Source organism: Lentzea sp. NPDC006480, from assembly GCF_040611995.1.
Taxonomy (GTDB): Bacteria; Actinomycetota; Actinomycetes; order Mycobacteriales; family Pseudonocardiaceae; genus Lentzea.
On the sequence record NZ_JBEXPJ010000180.1, the window covers coordinates 1 to 17226 of the forward strand.

A 17226-nucleotide genomic window follows, 5' to 3' on the forward strand; every position below is an offset into this window, starting at 1 on the left:
GCCTCGGGACATCAAACTCGACACAGGTGGTTCCAGACCCGGCACAGGCCTCAAGCCCGGCACGGATCTCAAGCCCGGCACGGATCTCAAGCCCGACACGGATCTCAAGCCCGACACGGATCTCAAGCCCGACACGGATCTCAAGCTCGGCACTGGTGGTGCCAGGTTCGGCTTGGCGGGCAACGGTTCGTCCGAGAGTCTTCTGCCGCCGTACAGCCCGGCCCCGCCGTATGCGCCGCCGTACACGCCGCCGTATACGCCGCCGTATGCGGAGCTGCCGGGTATCGCCGGTGGCGACAACCGAAGCGGCAACGGCGGCGGCGGGAATGGCGGGACTGCCAGTGCTATCTCCGGTGGCCGCGACTCGGGCAGTGGTGCGGGTGGTGTCAACGCCGATGGTGTGGAGGTCAACAGCGGTAATGCGGGAAGCGGCGCTGCCAGCAACGGCCTTGATGGCCTGAACAACACGCCCGGCACATCGGGTGGCGCACGTGGTGACAATGCCGCCGCAAGCCAGACGCAGACGTCTCCGCCGAGCCAGTTAGCACCGCCGCCTGCATCGATCAGTTCGCCGTCTACTGACGTCGTGTCGCATTCGTCGAACGTTCCCTCTGCGAATGCGCCGTTGCCAGCCAGTGCGCGTGCGTCGTCAGCTAATGGGCTGGCCAGTGCTGTGAACACGCCGCCGTCGCTGTCGGCCAGCGGGCCCCCGGCGCCGGACGCGTCCGTGCAGCGCGCTCCCACCTTCACGGACAAGCATGGTGCAGCGGCAGTGCTGCCGGAGCCTGTTCTGGGGTCGACGGCGTTGTCGGTGCCGCCGCCATTGGCATCGCCTGACGTCGTTGCGACTGTGGCCGGGCCGCCGGCTTACGTCACCGCTCCGCCGGCATCCGACACAGCGCCGCCCGTGTCCGCAAACACGCCAGCCTCGGTTCTGAACAAGCCAGCTTCTTCTTCTTCTTCTACTACTACTACTACTACTACTACGGACTCTGAGACGCCGAGCACGGATACCACGTCATCGTCGGGTGCGCCGAAGATCGATGTTAAGGGCGCCGCCGCTGCGCCGTCGATCGTGTCGGAGGAGATCGTCGAGCAGGGGCCTGGGCCTGTGATCGATTCCGGCCACGATGCGGATCTGGAGGACTCCGTCGCTGCGCGAGGCCTGCGGCAGGGGGCGCAGGTGCCGCACGGTATCGGCCAGGGCCAGGGTTCGGTTGTGCCGCACGACGACGGTATTCCGCTGGGCATTGTTGATGCAGATGAGGTCGTGCTGGCTGAGCCGGCGGCGTCCGGCGTGGTGGGGGAGGGGCCGGTCGAGCAGGAAAACGAGAACTCCTCCCTGGCTGAGCAGTCAGCGGCGGTGTCCGATGTGGACGGTGGTGGGCTCCCGCTCTCCGGCAGTCCGTCCCTCGAATCGGGTTGGCGTGCCCCGCTGCGCGACGTCATGCACAGTCCTGGATCGGACGACACCGACGTGTCCACTCCTCCGGGCGCGCGTAGTGCGGCCGAGTCGCCGCCGGTGTACGGCGCCGATCCCGCGCTGCCGAGGTATGCCTCGGCGGGGCCTAGTCCGCGCTACACCGCCCAACCCGTGGTCTTGCACACGCTGTTGCGGGACCGGGGCGATCGGGTCGTGGGCGTGAGCTTCATGACGGGTGCGGAGCTGGCACGGGCCCAGGAGTGGGCCAGGTCGTCGCAGGCTGAGCGCAATACCTCGACGATGGTCGACACCGACTACGCGACGCTCGCGGCGATGACGCGCGACGAGCGTGCCCGGCACCTGCGCACGGTGCCCGGCCCGTGGACAGGGGAGTTCGCCCTCTACGGCCAGCCGTTCTTTGTCGACGGGCACGGCGACGGCACCGTGATGACTGTCTCCTATTCCGATGGCACGACCGGGCAGCTGGCCGGCGAGCCGCTTGCCAAGGTGCTGATGGGCATCAATGAGTTCATGCAGGCAGGGGGCCAGGCGGTCACGTTGTTGACGTGCGCGGTGGGTCCGAATCGGGGTGCGGCCACGCTCGCGTTCGACTTGCGTGATGCGTTGATGCGGGCTGGGCGCACGGTGGTCGTGCACGCGCCGACCGGGCGGATCGTGCCGGTCGGGGATAGCTACGAGCTCGATGGGGTGCGGAACACGACGGCGATCTTTGATCGCGGGGCGTGGTTGACCGTCGATCACGACCGGGCTCAGGTCCGCGCGATCGTGGAGCGGATGCGCGCCAACCCGGCCTATCGCCGCGGCGGGTACGTCGGCTCGGATGAGTGGTTGGACAATGTCGCGAATCTGGCCAACAAGGTCGTGGTGTCGCTGGAGGCCTCGATCGGTGAGAGCGGAACTCTGGACCTGGTGCGCGCGCGCCGCGCGGTGATTGCCGACGGGGACTCCGCGCCGCGGAACATGTGGTCGGCGGCGTTGAGCGTGGTGGCCGCCAGCCCGACGCTGGCATCGAAGGTGAGCACGGTCGTTGATCTGTCGAACGATGAGGGCTATTGGGACCGCATTCGTCTGGAGCCGCTGGCGCGGTCGTGTTATGTGGTGACGGGGTGGGGTGAGTGGGATTACGAGAAGCGTGTGGGGGCCAGGTCGGCGCGGATGGTGCGGCCTGGTGAGTTCGGGGTCGATCGGTCGATGGACCCGGCGCAGCTGCCGCCGGTGGAGACGGTCGGGTTCGCACGTGAGGAGATGACGTTCAATCCCAAGTCGGAGCAGGCGCGTATCCAGGGGTTGCTGAAGTTGGCGCGGCGGATCGCGTGGGCGGCGATCGAGAGCAACGCGGACCGCGGCAGGCTGACCGAGGTCGTGGAGATCACCGGGTACGGGCAGGACCAGCAAGCCGGGTTGGCACGAGGGAAGTTCGTGGCGGAGCTCCTGCGCGGCCAGGTCAAATCACGCCTGCGCAGGCTGGCGCCGGTTGCCGCCCGCACCATCAGTCCGTGGGTGGACAAGTGGGTGCCCGATCCGACGAGGGGTGTGCTCCTGGAGGAGGCCGGCCAGGAGCCGTTCGTGCAGGTGAAGGTGCGGACAAGGCTTGAGTACTTCGGCAACGGCCCGGCGGTGAGCCTGACGGCCGGGGAGCCTCCTGGCGCCCGCCTGTTGGACGACAGGCTCGGCGAGAACGGCGGAACGGACCCAGAGGTGGTGTCGCGGGCCTTCGTGGAGATCGTCGAAGAGCAGCGCGCGTCCGGGTCAGCCATGGGCTCGGACCACGATCCGGATCCAAGGGGAACCGCCACCCTACAAGGCGGCCGATCTGCCCCCGAGGCGCCGCAGGGTGCCGACCAGGGCCGAGGCTCGGTCGTGCAGGGCGATGACAGGGCCACACCCTGGACCACAGAGGTTAAACCCGGCGGGCACGACACCGGCCCCGTTTTGTGGGGTGAGGTCTCGACGGTCGCCGACGTGTCGGATTGGCCTGACGACCATGATTCGTACTCGACGGACATGCAGGCCGCAATCGATGCGTTCCTCGACGGCGTCGACGGCGCTGACATCGTTGATGACCCGCAGGACTTGGTCCCGAATGAAGCCGCGCAGCTCGAGGGGGCCGCGGGAGATGTCGACGTCGCGCAACCCGCGGCCGACGTCCTTGGCGGACAGGGCGAATCGCACCTACCACCCTCTGAGCTGAGCGGTGACCTCATCGTGGACGTTATCGCACGTGGATGGCGGAACAGAGACGTCGTCCTGGATCAGGCAGACGTCGTCCTGGATCAGGCAGACGTCGTCCAAGATCGGAAGAAGTTCGTCCTGCGTCGCCCCCCGTTGGCGGGTGAGGTCGCGGTGCCGGCGGGCCAGGTTCCTCACCGGTTGCTGCGCCACAACGGCCTGCTGGTACGGCTGGACTTCTTCCGCCCATCCCTGAAGTCACCGCTGTCGGGCTGGCTGCTGAAAGACTCACATGTGCGCGTACGGGTCGAGGAGATGGTTTCCTATTCCTCGGAGATTGTGCGGCACTACTACTGGACACCGTCCGCGGCGTTGGCCGAGGACGTCCTGGTGGTGGGGCTGGAGGTGCGGGGCGACAAGGCGCTGATCAACGTCCCCGGTTGGGGCAAGGTCGAGATGAAGGGGTACGCGCTCGCACGTCTGCTTCAGTTCGTCGGAGCACTCACAGGCCATCAGGACGGCGCGTTGATCTTCTTGGCGGTCGTCGCGGACACGAACGAGGCCAGACACGAGAAGCTAGCCGCATCCCTTCAAAAGAGCATGGTGGAACTCGGCTACAACCGCCGGGTCGCGATCGGCACGAAGCCCGCCAGCCTGGACGACGCGGAACTGGTCGTGCGAGACGGTGGCCACGTTCGGATCCTCGGCGCCATCGACAAGGAAGCACTCGCCGAAGAACTCGCCCAAGCACACAAACTGAAGTGGTCTTATCAGCCTGACGCGGACCGCGACGTCACGAGCGTCTCGCTGAACGACCACCAGGGCGCCCTAACGGTGATGCGGGACATCGACATCCGGACCGCGGGCATGCCGGCCGCGGAAACGGTGCTGGAGGCCTTCCGGACGCTGCGTCGTTCGGCGGACTCGAACACTTTAGACGTGCTGCTGCTCGCTGTCGCGAGAAAGCGGTTCGGCATCACGACCATGGCCGACCTGTGGACGCTGCTGGCTTCCGCCCCGATCAGCGTGGCGGACTTGGACGAGGTACGGCACCTCGCGACCAAACACACCGTCGAGCCCACCGACGAACGCATCGGCTACGACGTCAGCCGCGTCGAGGTCTATCCCGGCATCTGGATGCGCGAAGTACAGCTCACGATCCAGCTCAACTATACCGGCGACATCTCTCGCGAGCAGCGTGCCGGGTTCTGGCGAAACCTTGTCCTCGGCGTCGATCGAGCCTTCGACCAGACACTCCCGCAGAGTGGTGACCGGTTCCGCGTACAACTACTCCGCACCGAGTCCGGTGAGGACGCCCACGTGACGTTGCAGGTCGCCCAAGCGGACTCGGGGGCTACGTGGCGTGCCGACGCAAGCCCCGAGCAGCTCAGCGCACACATCGCCAGCCTCCTCGGCGGCCCAGACCCGCACTCAATTGAACGCCTCGCACCCACCGAAGAACTGCACAGCGTGCCGTACTCACAGCTGCGCACCGCAGCCGATTGGAACCAGCGGCTGGTCTCGGGACAGGACGCAGCGGGTCGAGAACGACGGTTCCCCGTTAACGGTGTCCTCACGACTCCGCTGGCCTCGGGCGACAGGCACCGTGGGACGGCCTTCCCATCCCAGGTCAGTATCTGGTCGCCCGGCATATGTGCCGCGCTGGCCGAGTCGGGTGTCACCAACATCCGGTTGGCTGAGGAAGGCGCCGACCGCACCATGGACGCGGCTCTGAGCACGGACGGCTACGACTTGTTCCTCTTGGATGCCGACCAGAATTCCACGGTCGTGACCGTCGAGTCGATTGGCGAGGTGAGACTGAACGGAGCCGAATTCGCGTCCGTCGCCGCAGCACACCTGCGGTATGGCCGCTTCGGCTTCAATCCGGTGCTGCTCATCACGCCGTTGGCCGGGGCACTCAACCGCACAGGCGGGTTCGCATTCGACCTCCACGTGACGCTTAAGCGCATGCGAGGAGCCGCGCTGGTCGCCGCGCCGACACACGGAGCCAACGTGCTACTCGATCAGCACAGCTCGCCCACCCTCGTCGTGTCCAACGGTGGCCACCTTAATCTCTTCCCGAAGGACCGGGACCTCGACCGTGAGGAACTCACGCGAGCGCTCGAGCGGGACTGGGCGTACGCGCCGTCTGAGCCGAAGCCGGCGGGCGAGTTGCTCTCCACCAGTGACCGCGCCGCCACGATCGCCCTGATCAAGGAGACGGTCGACCGGATCCGTGGCGTGGTGTCGGAGAACGGCGGCCTGCTGCACTTGTGGGCGCTGCGCGGTGAAGTGCGCACGAAGCATCAGCAGCCGAACTTAGTGGTCGTGGAGACGTTGCGGCACATCTCAATCGCCCACACCGAACTTCGCGATCAGATCATCGCGGTAGTGGACCAGATCCTGGAGGACGGTCAGTTCGGGGATACGTGGAGGCGGATGCAGACGGGCGACTTGTTCACGGTGACGGGCAAAGCGGTCTGGGACTACGAGAAGGGCGAGGTGCGCCGGCCTGTTCGGCTGAACGCGCCTGGGCAGCAACTGGACGTGGTGTGGGACCTCAGCGGGCTGGACACCGTCGTCCACTTCGACACCAGCGTCGTGAACCACCCGTTTGGCTTGCTCACGCTCAAGGAACACGCGGTGTTACAAGAGTTGGCGATGTCCATCGCGGAGGTCCTGGTCGAGCATCGCGATGCGGGCCGTCCGCTTCCGGTACTGCGGATCACCGGCCACGGCCGGATGTCGAAGTCGGTGTCGATGTCGTCCGGGCGGGCAGAAGCCGAAGCGAACGCGAAAGCCAAGGGGCGGCGACGCGCCGAGGAAATCATGTTCCAACTCAGAGGCCTTGTCCCCGCGTACCTATTCGGTAGCGAGTTGTTTGGTGCGTACACCAACGATCGCTCGGCCTTCCAGGAGTTCATTGCGATGGCGGAGCTGGACTCGGTCGCGGAACCGTGGCATGTCGACCGGGGCCGGGCGGCTCGCGTGGAGATCAGGGTCGTCTTGCGCGACACGCTCGCGCGGGAGTGCCGTGACCGCGGTGACGTCGCGGGTTTGGTCGAACTGAGGGACCGTGGCGTCGAGATCGCGCACGCCATGCTGGTCAACCTGGCCCGCGAGGGCAACGCCGAGGCGCTGCGGTTCTTCACGACATTCCCCGAGAATCACACCCGTGCGCTCGCCGACCTGGCGTCCGCGGGTATCGCCCAGGCACGCGAGACGCTGTACGGGCTTGCGCGGGACGGCAACGTCGACGCCATCGGTGAACTGGCCCGTAACGGGGACGTTCAGGGTCTGGACCAGGCCGGATCGAGGGCGGCGACCGACGCGCTGCAGGACCTGGCGCTCGGCGGAAACGCGCTCGCGGTGCAGGTGTTCGTGAACCGCGGCACGGTGCCCAGGCTCGAGAGACTGGCAGCAGCACAGGTTTCCGCGGCACGCACGGCACTCGTGGATTTGGCGATCACTCGCGACGAAGACGCCATCAGCGCACTCGTACGCCTCGCGGACGTCCCAGGTTTGGTTGCGGCCTCCTCGGCCAATGTTAATTTGGCTCGCGCATCACTGATGTTTTTGGCGGGTGAAGGCAATCGAGAGGCGCGCGAGGCAATATCTAAGATGCGGGCTGAGAGGTCATGAGCAAGCGGGCGCTGGAGTTCACAGTCGTCACCTTCGGCTTTCGCCAGAGACAGGCACACCACCTACCGGCGGAGGATCTACGAAAAGGAAGCGAAATGACGACAGCAGGCGGTGGCCAGTCGGTGTTTCTGATCGACCCCACCTGGCAGCATACCGAGTTCGGTACGCTCACCTCGGCGATGACGCCGAGAACCCGAGACCGGGACGCCACGATGGAAGCTGTAGTCGGCGCTGGCTGATAACCGCGGATGGCTCTGTCGGAACGTTCCGCGCTAACCCCGAATACCAGCCGTCCTAGCCGGGCGCACTTCGGCCGGTTGACCCTTATCAAACACGAAGCGATCATGACCAACGCCAGCCAGTCAGGCTGCGTGACTACCACTGTCACCTACTCGTGCAGCAGACCCAACCGCCCTGGTACGCGTGCATCTGATGAACGCTCTGCTGACATCCGCGCGCGACATCAACGGGTGTGAACGGCTATGAACTCACCTGGTGCGAAGTGAACAGGCTCAGGTAGTCGTGAGGGCGAACATACAGGTCGGTGGGACGAACCATCTGATTTACACCCGTGCGCTTGGCGAGCTGGCCTCCGCAGGTATCACCGGGGCACGTGAGGAGCTGCGGGCGCTGGCGCGGCAGGACAACACCGAAGCCGTTCGTGAGTTGATCGGCGTAGCGGATATCGAGGGCCTGGCCCAGGCCGGCTCAGAGTCTGCGACCGTCGCGCTGAAGGAATTGGCGTCCGTAGGAAGCGAGCGCGCGGTGAAGGTGTTCATCGACCGGCGCGACGTGTCCGCGCTCGAGTCGTTGGCGGCTCAGATTCCCGCAGCACACGCCGCACTCGTAGACCTGGCGACCGCCCGCAACGAAGACGCCCTCGCCGCACTCGCACGCATGAAGGACGTCCCAGGCTTGGTCGCCGCCTCGAAGGCCGAGGTCAACGCCGCACGCACCCACCTGATGATCCTGGCGAACGAAGGCAACCCAGAAGCGCAAGCCGCGATATGGAACTTCCTGACCGAGAGGTCGTAACACAAGCAGCGACGAGAGTGCACCGCCGACACTTCGGCTTCCACGGAAGGTAGGCGCACCAGCCGCAAGCAGAGAACTTGATGAACAGAGACCACATTGCCATGCCGAGCCACGAACAATAGGCATTTCTCATCGACCCCAAGTCGACCCGGTCACTGAACTCAGTGCTCAGAACTCGGAGGGTGATGTCAAGAACGCCGAAATCAAGCTGCCACCGATAAACAGTCGTCGACGGCTGGCGGGTAACCGCAGACTGTAAGTCGGGATACTTCGCGTAAACCCTGGCTACCACCCGTACAATCAGACTCGCGCACCGACCTGACGAATGCAACGCTGCAGACGCATTGTTTCTGTGATCAGGGTGAGCGTATTCGACACGGCGCTCGACGAGCCTGACCCCGCCTATCCGCTCGTAGCCGTCGTTTTAGGTCGCCTGCCTGGGTGGGCGCCCGGATGATCACCACCGCTCTGTGTCGTAGGCAGCCAGGCGTCCTGCAAGGCCGTCGTCGTCACCAGTACACCGCAGCCGTGGCTGGTCCAGAGTGCCCGGCAGGCGACCCCGCATGATCAGGTCGATGAACTCCCGCACTACTCCGGGCGTGGGCAGCACGTCACGGCCCAGCCACGACAATGCGATCGGGTCGTCCGTTGTGCCGGTCTCCAGCGCCACGCACCACCCGGACTCCTCATCCCACAGCAACGCCACGTCCCGATCCGGGAACTGCTTCACTCGCTGTTCGAGCGCGATGTAGGCAGCTGACGGATGTCCGGTCTCACAGAACGTCGCCTCCGGTGACAACCCCAGGACCGCGGCGACGGCGTGCACGTACCCGATCAGACCGCAGCTGGGCAACCACTCCTCCCCCAGCCTCAGATCTTCATCGTCAAAGCCGACCACACACGCCTCCATACCTGCCCCGGCCAGACGATCGGCGGGGCAATCACGATGCCTGCCACTGACACAACGCCATGGGCGTCGGCTCGTGACGCGTGTACTCCACTTGTGTATGGCACACCCGGACAGGGCACACCGCATCCCGTCACGTCTGGGATTCATCCGCAGTGAACTAGCATCGCGGACTGTGACAACATATGCGGCAGAGCGTGACAGAGAGGTGCTGCGAGTACTCGCAGAACCTCGTGGACCACGCTCTCACTCGTCTGCTCCCCGCGCTGCGTGACCACGCCGGCGGCAGGCCTGAGAACCGATCCCATGACGCCAATGAAACGGAGGAACTGCTCGCCGACCTCACTGCGATCACGCCGGTGCAAGCTGAGCTTGCGGTGTTGCGTACCGCTCCGACCACGGCCCATGACGGACCGCTGCTGCGCGTGATAGCGCACCTGCAGACGGTGTTCGCGTACCTGGGCGCCAACGCCGGGATCAACCCAGCGGTCACCGAGCTGCGGTCCGCGCGGCACCTGCTGACAGCGATCACCGACAAGCTGGGAAACCTGGCGGCAGGGTGAGCGGGCGCATCGTGCAGCCGCCACACCGCACGTCACGACCACAGAGCCAACTGGCAGACCTGTGCCGCCGCCCTGACGTGCGGGTCCGAGTCTTGGCCCTGCTCAGCAGGTGGGCGAGCCCCGGCACCGGCCGCGAAGACCTGACGATCATGCTGGTCAATGCGTCGAACTCACCGCCCTGCGCATTCTGCTCGACCACACCCGATAACACGCTGACCGCCCGCGACCTGCAGTGACCACTGCGGACGAGACCCTCCACGACGTCCTCAGTCAACCCGCCCGTCTTGGCGTTCGTGACCCGTTTCCTGAGGACAGCAGCGCCCCAGAGCTCCCTGGTCACGCGGCCTGCTTCGGCCGCGACCTCGGCGTTCAGCTTGAGCTAGCACCAGCTTCGCTGGGCGTCACCAAAGCCGATCAGGCAAACCCGACTGCACGCAGGTCGTGAGCGCAGCGCCAAGCGGTCAGCCGATACATACTGGTCCGGCTTCACACGGCCGCCGAGACACCCGAAGGCGCCCGGTCACGAACTGCGGCAGCAAGAGGTGATCTCAGGTGAGGACGAACCCACACGTCATCCGGCGCGGCGGCATGACTCCAGCCGCCCAGGCGCGGTGGACACTGTGGACGTTCATCATCGTCAACGTCGCGATCATCGAGGTCTTGTTCATCAGTGCAGGCGAGGGGAAGAACCAGGTTCTCACCGTCGCCAAGTTCTTCGGTCTGCACGCCGCGCTGATCATGCTGTGTCAGTTGCTGCTGGTGGCTCGGCTTCCCTGGCTGGACCGGCGCATCGGTATGGATAGGTTGACGGTGTGGCACCGGTGGGTCGGTTTCGGTCTGCTGTGGACGGTGCTCACCCACGCCACGAGCGTCGTGCTCGGGTACGCGACCCTGGACAACGCTTCGATGGCGAGAACGTTCCTCGCCCTCGCCGGTGTTCCCGCCTCGCTGCTGGGCATGCTCGCCGCCACCATCATCGTGGCGATCGCGGCAGTCTCCACCCGGTATGTCCGGCAGCGTATGCGCTACGAGACCTGGCACGGCCTGCATCTCATGCTCTATTTGGCGCTGGGTCTGGCGTTCGTGCACCAACTGCTGGAAACCACGACGTTCACGTCGTCGGTTTTCGCGATGGCCTACTGGTGGGCACTGTGGCTGTTCGCGTTCGGCTCCTTGATTACCGGGCGGATCGTTGTACCCGTGGTCCGCAACGCCCGCCACCAGTTCCGGGTCGCGGCCGTGGTGCCGGAGTCACCTGATGTGGTGTCGGTCTACGTCACCGGCCACAACCTCGACCAGCTGCCCGCAGCCGCCGGGCAGTTCTTCATCTGGCGGTTCCCCGGCCACCACCACTGGTGGCTGGCCAACCCGTTCTCCCTGTCCGCCGCACCCGACGGCCGCACACTGCGCTTGACCGCCAAAGCTGTCGGCACCACCAGCGCCGGCCTGCGCCACCTGAAGGTCGGGACTCGCGCGTTTCTCGAAGGCCCCTACGGGGCGTTCACCTCACTGCACCGGAGCCGCACTGGCGTGCTGCTGATCGCCGGCGGCGTAGGAATCACCCCCGTCCGGGCCTTGCTGCAGGAGCACACACCTGGCGACTTCGTCGTGCTCTACCGGGTACGCGACGAACGCGACGCCGTGCTGCTGCACGAACTACGGCACCTCGCCACCGCCCGCCGCGCACGACTGCACCTGCTCACCGGCCGCACCAGTCAAGGAGCGCGGCCGTTCGAGCCCGGCACGCTACGGCAGTTTGTGCCCGACATCACCGAACGCGACGTGTACGTATGCGGCCCACCGGCGATGACCGAGACCGTCCTGAACGGACTCCACCAACTGAACGTACCCTCACGACAGATCCACGCCGAGAAGTTCGACCTCGCCTGACGATCCCAGTCCGGTCAGAGTGCGCCCCTACTGGTTGCGATCACAGTCGAATACCATGGCGTCGCACCTACCGGCAGCCGATTTGCGGCGAGGCAGCCCCCGAAGCCATCCGATGATCGCCAATCAGCTCGCGGTGTGCTCAGCCTGATCCTAGGAGGATCGGGCACGAAGCGTCATGGAAGGCCCGCCCTCGCGGTCAGGACCACCCTGGGGTGCAGGCTTCCCAGCAGCAGATCGCCGAGCAGCACTGCGAACGACGATTCGTGGGGTTGACAGCAGTCAAGGTCGAAGTCCGTGCTGAGGTCAGGCGCGGCATCGGGCAGTTACGCGCCTCGGACCCGCCCAAGATAGTCACATTGCCCAGAACGCCCGTGTCATCGCGTCGCCCGATTACCGCAGTGATCGCGCCGTATTCGCCCCGAATGGCTTCCGGACGGTCCTGCACCAGCACTTGGTACCACCAGCACTGTGGTACATCGCGGACTGGTGATAGCGCGCAGCACCAACGCTCGGAACCGGTCCCGGCGTGTGCGTGACGGCTGCCCGCGAGTACGAGTACGTCTGGTTCGATACCCGCGCCCGCGAAGGTTCGGACCCAGTCATCTCTTCCCGCCCGTAAATGCGCGGTGAGCATCAGCAAGCGCCTCAAAACAGGGTGCACGGTTTGTCACCAACCAGCCGACTGATCCGCAGGACACGACATCGGCCCGCATAGCTGTCATCGCCACGGCGTGACGCACTGCCCACTCCAGCGCGTGAAAGCCGGCAGACGAGCCACCGACAACGACAGAATCCCGCAGCGTGCATACTCGCCTTCGCGATGGGGACGGTGCGGCATTGGCACGTAGATTGCCAGTCCTTCATCGCCGATTTGGCCAACGACGACCTCGCTCGCGTCGACGCATCCCAATTGGCGCACGATCGCCACACAGAAGCCGGGCACCAGACGGCGAGATCACGTCCGAGCGCCGCACATCACCCATGTCTGCGAACAGGTGGGATAAACGGGCTGTAGCCGTGCTGCGAACAAGGTCGACGAGCGACCCGTGTCAGGTGCCCTTGCGTCCTCTCACTGGCCAGCAGTGTTTACAGGCCAGCAGTGTTTGTCGAAGCTGAACTGATCGGTGCTACCGCACGTGTTTCTGCGCAGGAGCTGCACACTGCAGCGTCGGCAGGAGAGGAGCCTTGGGTGGACAACCTCACGACTGTTGCCGCGGAGTTTCTCGTTCGCCGCGTGGTGGACTGGCTGCACCTCCCGCTGTTGCACGAAGCCAAGGCGTTGGCGCAGCGCGCGGAGATCAAGATCCATCCACTGTGGACCGCTCCGTCGCTTGACGCGCAGGATCAGCCGCTTCTCCTGATCGGCGGACTGTGCAGCACCGCGCAACTGCTGGAACCTCTGCACGACCTGATGGTCAGGTTGAACTTCCGCTGCCAGCTCGCTCCCACCGGGCTTGGCATTGGCTGCGGCGAAGCCCTCGTGAGACGCAGCGAGGACAAGCTCGAGCGCCTGGTGCACGCCACTGGGCGGCCCGCGATCATCGTCGGGCACAGCCGCGGCGGACAGATCGGACGCGTACTCGCGACACGGCGACCCGACTTGACCCGCGGGCTGATCACGCTGGGCAGCCCGCTGACCCGGCTCCTGGGCGTGAACCCGTGGCTGTTCGCACAACTCTCCGTCATCGCGATGGTTGGTTCCCTCGGCGTACCGGGCCTCCTGCGCGCATCGTGTGGCTGGGGTTCGTGCTGCGCACAACTCCGCAGAGATCTGGCAGGAATCTTTCCCGGAAATGTTCCGTTCACCAGCATCTACTCACGCGGCGACAGAATCGTGGACTGGCGCAGCTGCCTCGACCCCGCCGCGCGGCACCGCGAGGTCGACTCGGCTCATGGCGCACTGACCTGGTCCCCTCGCAGCCTCGTCGCTCTTGTCGACGAGCTGACGGAAATGCTGCAACAGCCCGAAGAGCAGACACTCACCGCAAGTTGACCGGCTCAGCGAACATCGTCGAGAAGGACCACCGAACCGGCGCTGCCCGTCGGCGCCGAGGAGGCTTTCGTGGCAACGCAAGCAGCGCTTCAGCCTCCACCGCATCGAACACCGAGACAGGAGATGTGCCCGCCAGCGGCCGGGCCGAACGACGCCCGGCCACCTTTCTGTACCACTCCAACACGGCATCCTGCATCGGTTGCAGCGACACGAAATGCGTCCCGCCAGAACGAGCCCGGACATATGTGGGGCGAACCTGTCCAAGGACAACCGGCGCGCCCACGTCACCGTGTTGCGTGAGGATCCGCCGCGGTAAACGAAGCACAAACCGACGACAGCTATCTCGGCTCGGAGACCGATCGGGCCAGCCGCCGAAACGACGGGTGTGGGTGTTCGTAATGATGTTGGCGTGCGCGCGGTTGACCTTCAGGTGACCGGTGCGGACGATGGGCCAGCAGGCCTGGATCCCGGCGCACGTCGCCGCGTTCGCGTACTTCGGCGGCCACGCCGCACTGGTTGGTTGCCCGACAACTTGTGCACCGCACTGGACCGCACCGCCCCGCGTGAACTGAAGATCAACCGTTCGTATGCCGAGGTCGCAGTGCGCTACAGGACGATGGTCGACCCGGCGCGGCGTGACAAGCCGAGGACAAGCCCTAGGTGGAACGGTCGATTCCCTAAGATCGCAAACGCACAGCGCCTCACATAGTTGCGGTCGAGGGAGAAGTACTCATGAGCCGTCCTGGAGGCAGTTTTGCGCCCGCCTGGTGCAGGCACGGTCATCCAGCAGCCTTCTGCGAGTTGGCGGCCAGCGGATCGATCAAGCTCGAAACGAAGTCATGACAACGATGCCAGTTCGTGCTCAGACTGCTGGCTGCAGACTGCACCGAGGCAACACGCAGTCACGAAGAACTTGAGACGTGAACGATAGCGCAGGCCAGCAGAATAGGCCCTAAGTAGAGCAGTTCGGGTCATCTTTGGAGCTGACCGTCGATCGGGACGTCGGCGGAGCGGTTTCAAGGTGCACAATCCAGTACATCTTTTGGCCTCGGAGCTCCACCAGTATTGATTGTCGACCTTGCCGGCAGAAAAGGTGTTTCCGATCCCAAAAAAGGAAGATAGTAAAGTTGAAGTTGGCAAAACCGGCTCGATCGGCCATATCACTACCTGTCGAGTTGGACTTGGGTCTGGAACTGAGGTATGGGGGATCATGTGAATTACAGTGTGCAACCTGCGTTGCCTTACGCGCCAGCCAAAAGTCGCGACAGCGACAAGCTCAAACCGAAACGGTGAGAGCCATCGTCAGGTGACATGTTAGGTGCGCGTGGTGTCGTTGCTGGCGCGGCGAACCCGCCCACCACTAGCGAAGGCACATCGAACTGGCCACGATGGTGACTGTTACTGCGTCGTCAGACGCAGGCGGCTATGGCCTAGCGGACATGAGCGGAGGGTCGATCGCCCCTCCGATGCGGCTTCACATCGGGGGCGCCAGGCGTCGATACCGGATGGAGTCGGTAAAGCGGCGCGCCGCGTGAGGCTTCCCGACTATCCGGCAGCAAGCGCCGCATGCGGCTAGTCGCATCGGCCGCGGACGACCACGATGAGCCAGCGGCCGGCTCTGATGAATGTGGCCAAGTCACGCAGCTCCCGCACCCGGCCTTCGAGCACGGTCGTCGATCTGCTCCAGCCGATCCGTTCCGCGACCCACGGTGGCGGGCATGGCCGGCCAGAGATGATGACGGGACTGCGCGGTGACAGGCTCGATGAATGGATCGGCGCAGTGCAAGCCGATGATCTCCCGTACTTGCACTCGTTCACCGCTGGGCTCGCGCGCGACCACTCCGCAGTCGTCAACGGCCTCACGACGTACCACAACTCCGGCCCGGTCGAAGGCGCCGTGTCACGCCCGAATCGATCAAGAGAAGCATGTACGGGAGGGCGAAGTTCGACCTACTCCGCAAGAAGGTCCTCTGCCGAGTCTGACCCGCCAACCATGTTGATCACCAAATCAGCGACAGGACCCTTTCCGGAGAGCGCCATCAGTAGCACGCCTCGATCTGATCGCCCGCGATTTCTCATGCACGGCAGCGGCGACCACCACCGGGTGGTGCGGGTCTCTGCATGGCGTTCGACAGTCGACCAACGGGCGCGCCCGCAGACGCCGTGCGGTTCCGGAATCGGCGTGCAGGACGCTCTGGATGAGTTTCGGCATGTGAGATCTCGTGTCGCACACGCTGCAGAAGGTGCCGCCAATGAGGTGATCTCACTACCCGCCTGATATTTGTTGAGATCACGCCAGGATCTTCGCAACGTCCGGTTGCGCCGCGTGAGCGAATCGCTACGGTGCGAACGTGTAACATGAGTCTGGCGCCGAACGCTCGCGCCTAGACGCCGGTGCGGCGGCCCAACGTGACCCGTGGCCATGCGGGAAGGAATTAATGCCCCTTCGTGCAGCACTGTGGTGTTGTTGGTCACGAGACATAGACTTTCACTCGTGAGGCAGCGAGGCGCCGCACACATGCACACGAAGTCGCATGCAGGAGGAGCAGTCCTCAAACCCGAACTGCTGGCGTCGTTCGTGCAGTCGGCATCTCCCGCCCGCTAAGTCCCTCCGACGCCACCTGCATGGGCGGAATAACGTGGTGGGATGATGAAATGGAGATCGAAATGACGGTACAGGTTATCGAACAGATCGAAGACGTCCTGGATGGTTCGTGGCAGGACACGGTCCTCAGCCCTGAGGGCATCACGGAAATTGTCATCACCAATGACAACGGCGGCAGTGGCGGTTCCGGTTACTGCTAGTCGTAGCTGGTTGCTTGTCAGGTCGGGTTGCCCGAGGTGGTCTTACTGAGCAACCCGACCTTCAAGTCCGATTGATGAATGGGTCATCGGTGAGGTTACTCCGAGCCAGTGCTGTGATGTCGCATGTGGCAGTTCTGGCGCCTAGATCGACCGCGTCAACCTGGCCCACTTGCGGTGTCCGACTTGCCAAGTCTCAGCCCTGGCCAACTACCCTTACCTCGCCCCAGGGGTCCAGCACGCCTGAGATGAATTTGAAAGCTTTGACACGGTCACATCCTCATGGCCCGGTTGCCGGCGACGACGTTGGTTGAAGACCCGTGGACCGAATTCCTCGCACGTACACATTCGTAACACTGAGCGGCCGCATGATTGGGAATCTTGGGCCGTCTCGAAAATCGAGCGGCAGCTATCAATTCTATTCTGAAGGACTGTCCTGGTCGTGTTCAACGACCAGGACAGGTTCAACTTTGGGAAAACCCCAAAGGAGATTGCGCAGAGCCTGTATTGGACCATTCTGCGGGCTGGTGGCCGCCGCGACACCAAAGCCGTGTTGAAGTCTGGCTATTAGGTCGACTTCCCAACGGCAAACAGGACTTTCTGACAAGGACTCGGACTCCACCAGTCGGCGTGGATGCCCTGTTCGGCAACACGAAGCAAGGCGTTCCGACACATAAGTAATGGCACGGAACGGAGTGGGAATGAGTGGCGACAAGCAGGTCCTGCTGGCCGAGCCGCAGAGTTTGTGCGCCGGTGTGCGCCGGGCGATCGCCATCATCGA

9 protein-coding genes are annotated in these 17226 nt (G+C 64.6%); 8 read left to right on the plus strand and 1 reads right to left on the minus strand.

Going from position 1 to position 17226, the window contains the following annotated elements; translation table 11 throughout:
• Positions 1-172 precede the first annotated feature (172 nt).
• The 3 genes from ABZX92_RS39415 to ABZX92_RS39425 all read left to right on the plus strand — a co-directional run bounded on the left by ABZX92_RS39415 (position 173) and on the right by ABZX92_RS39425 (position 8290).
• Positions 173-7255, plus strand: coding sequence for a hypothetical protein (locus tag ABZX92_RS39415; RefSeq protein ID WP_355570580.1), 7083 nt, complete (start codon positions 173-175; stop codon positions 7253-7255).
• Positions 7252-7494, plus strand: coding sequence for a hypothetical protein (locus ABZX92_RS39420; protein ID WP_355570581.1), 243 nt, complete (start codon positions 7252-7254; stop codon positions 7492-7494). Before ABZX92_RS39415 ends, ABZX92_RS39420 begins: the two co-directional genes overlap by 4 nt.
• Positions 7495-7750: 256 nt before the next feature.
• Complete coding sequence (locus ABZX92_RS39425) at positions 7751-8290, plus strand: hypothetical protein (RefSeq protein WP_355570582.1); 540 nt, start codon at positions 7751-7753, stop codon at positions 8288-8290.
• A gap of 457 nt (positions 8291-8747) precedes the next feature.
• Here the strand turns inward: ABZX92_RS39425 and ABZX92_RS39430 are convergent, their stop codons facing one another.
• A complete protein-coding gene (locus ABZX92_RS39430; protein ID WP_355570583.1) occupies positions 8748-9188 on the minus strand; it encodes a DUF6292 family protein in 441 nt (146 codons plus the stop codon).
• A 242-nt stretch (positions 9189-9430) separates the two neighbouring features.
• Between ABZX92_RS39430 and ABZX92_RS39435 the strand changes: the two genes are divergently transcribed.
• The 5 genes from ABZX92_RS39435 (at position 9431) to ABZX92_RS39455 (ending at position 16448) form a co-directional block, all read left to right on the plus strand.
• A complete protein-coding gene (locus ABZX92_RS39435) occupies positions 9431-9760 on the plus strand; it encodes a hypothetical protein (protein WP_355570584.1) in 330 nt (109 codons plus the stop codon).
• A 92-nt stretch (positions 9761-9852) separates the two neighbouring features.
• Positions 9853-9996 (plus strand): hypothetical protein, encoded by a 144-nt coding sequence (locus ABZX92_RS39440; protein WP_355570585.1) that lies wholly within the window; start codon positions 9853-9855, stop codon positions 9994-9996.
• A gap of 316 nt (positions 9997-10312) precedes the next feature.
• Positions 10313-11650 carry a ferredoxin reductase family protein gene (locus tag ABZX92_RS39445; RefSeq protein WP_355570586.1) on the plus strand — a complete coding sequence of 446 codons (1338 nt, stop codon included), beginning with the start codon at positions 10313-10315 and terminating at the stop codon, positions 11648-11650.
• Positions 11651-12839: 1189 nt separating this feature from the next.
• Positions 12840-13643 (plus strand): alpha/beta hydrolase, encoded by an 804-nt coding sequence (locus ABZX92_RS39450; protein ID WP_355570587.1) that lies wholly within the window; start codon positions 12840-12842, stop codon positions 13641-13643.
• Between the two features lie 2655 nt (positions 13644-16298).
• Positions 16299-16448, plus strand: a complete 150-nt coding sequence (locus tag ABZX92_RS39455; protein WP_355570588.1) for a hypothetical protein — start codon at positions 16299-16301, stop codon at positions 16446-16448.
• Positions 16449-17226: the final 778 nt, after the last annotated feature.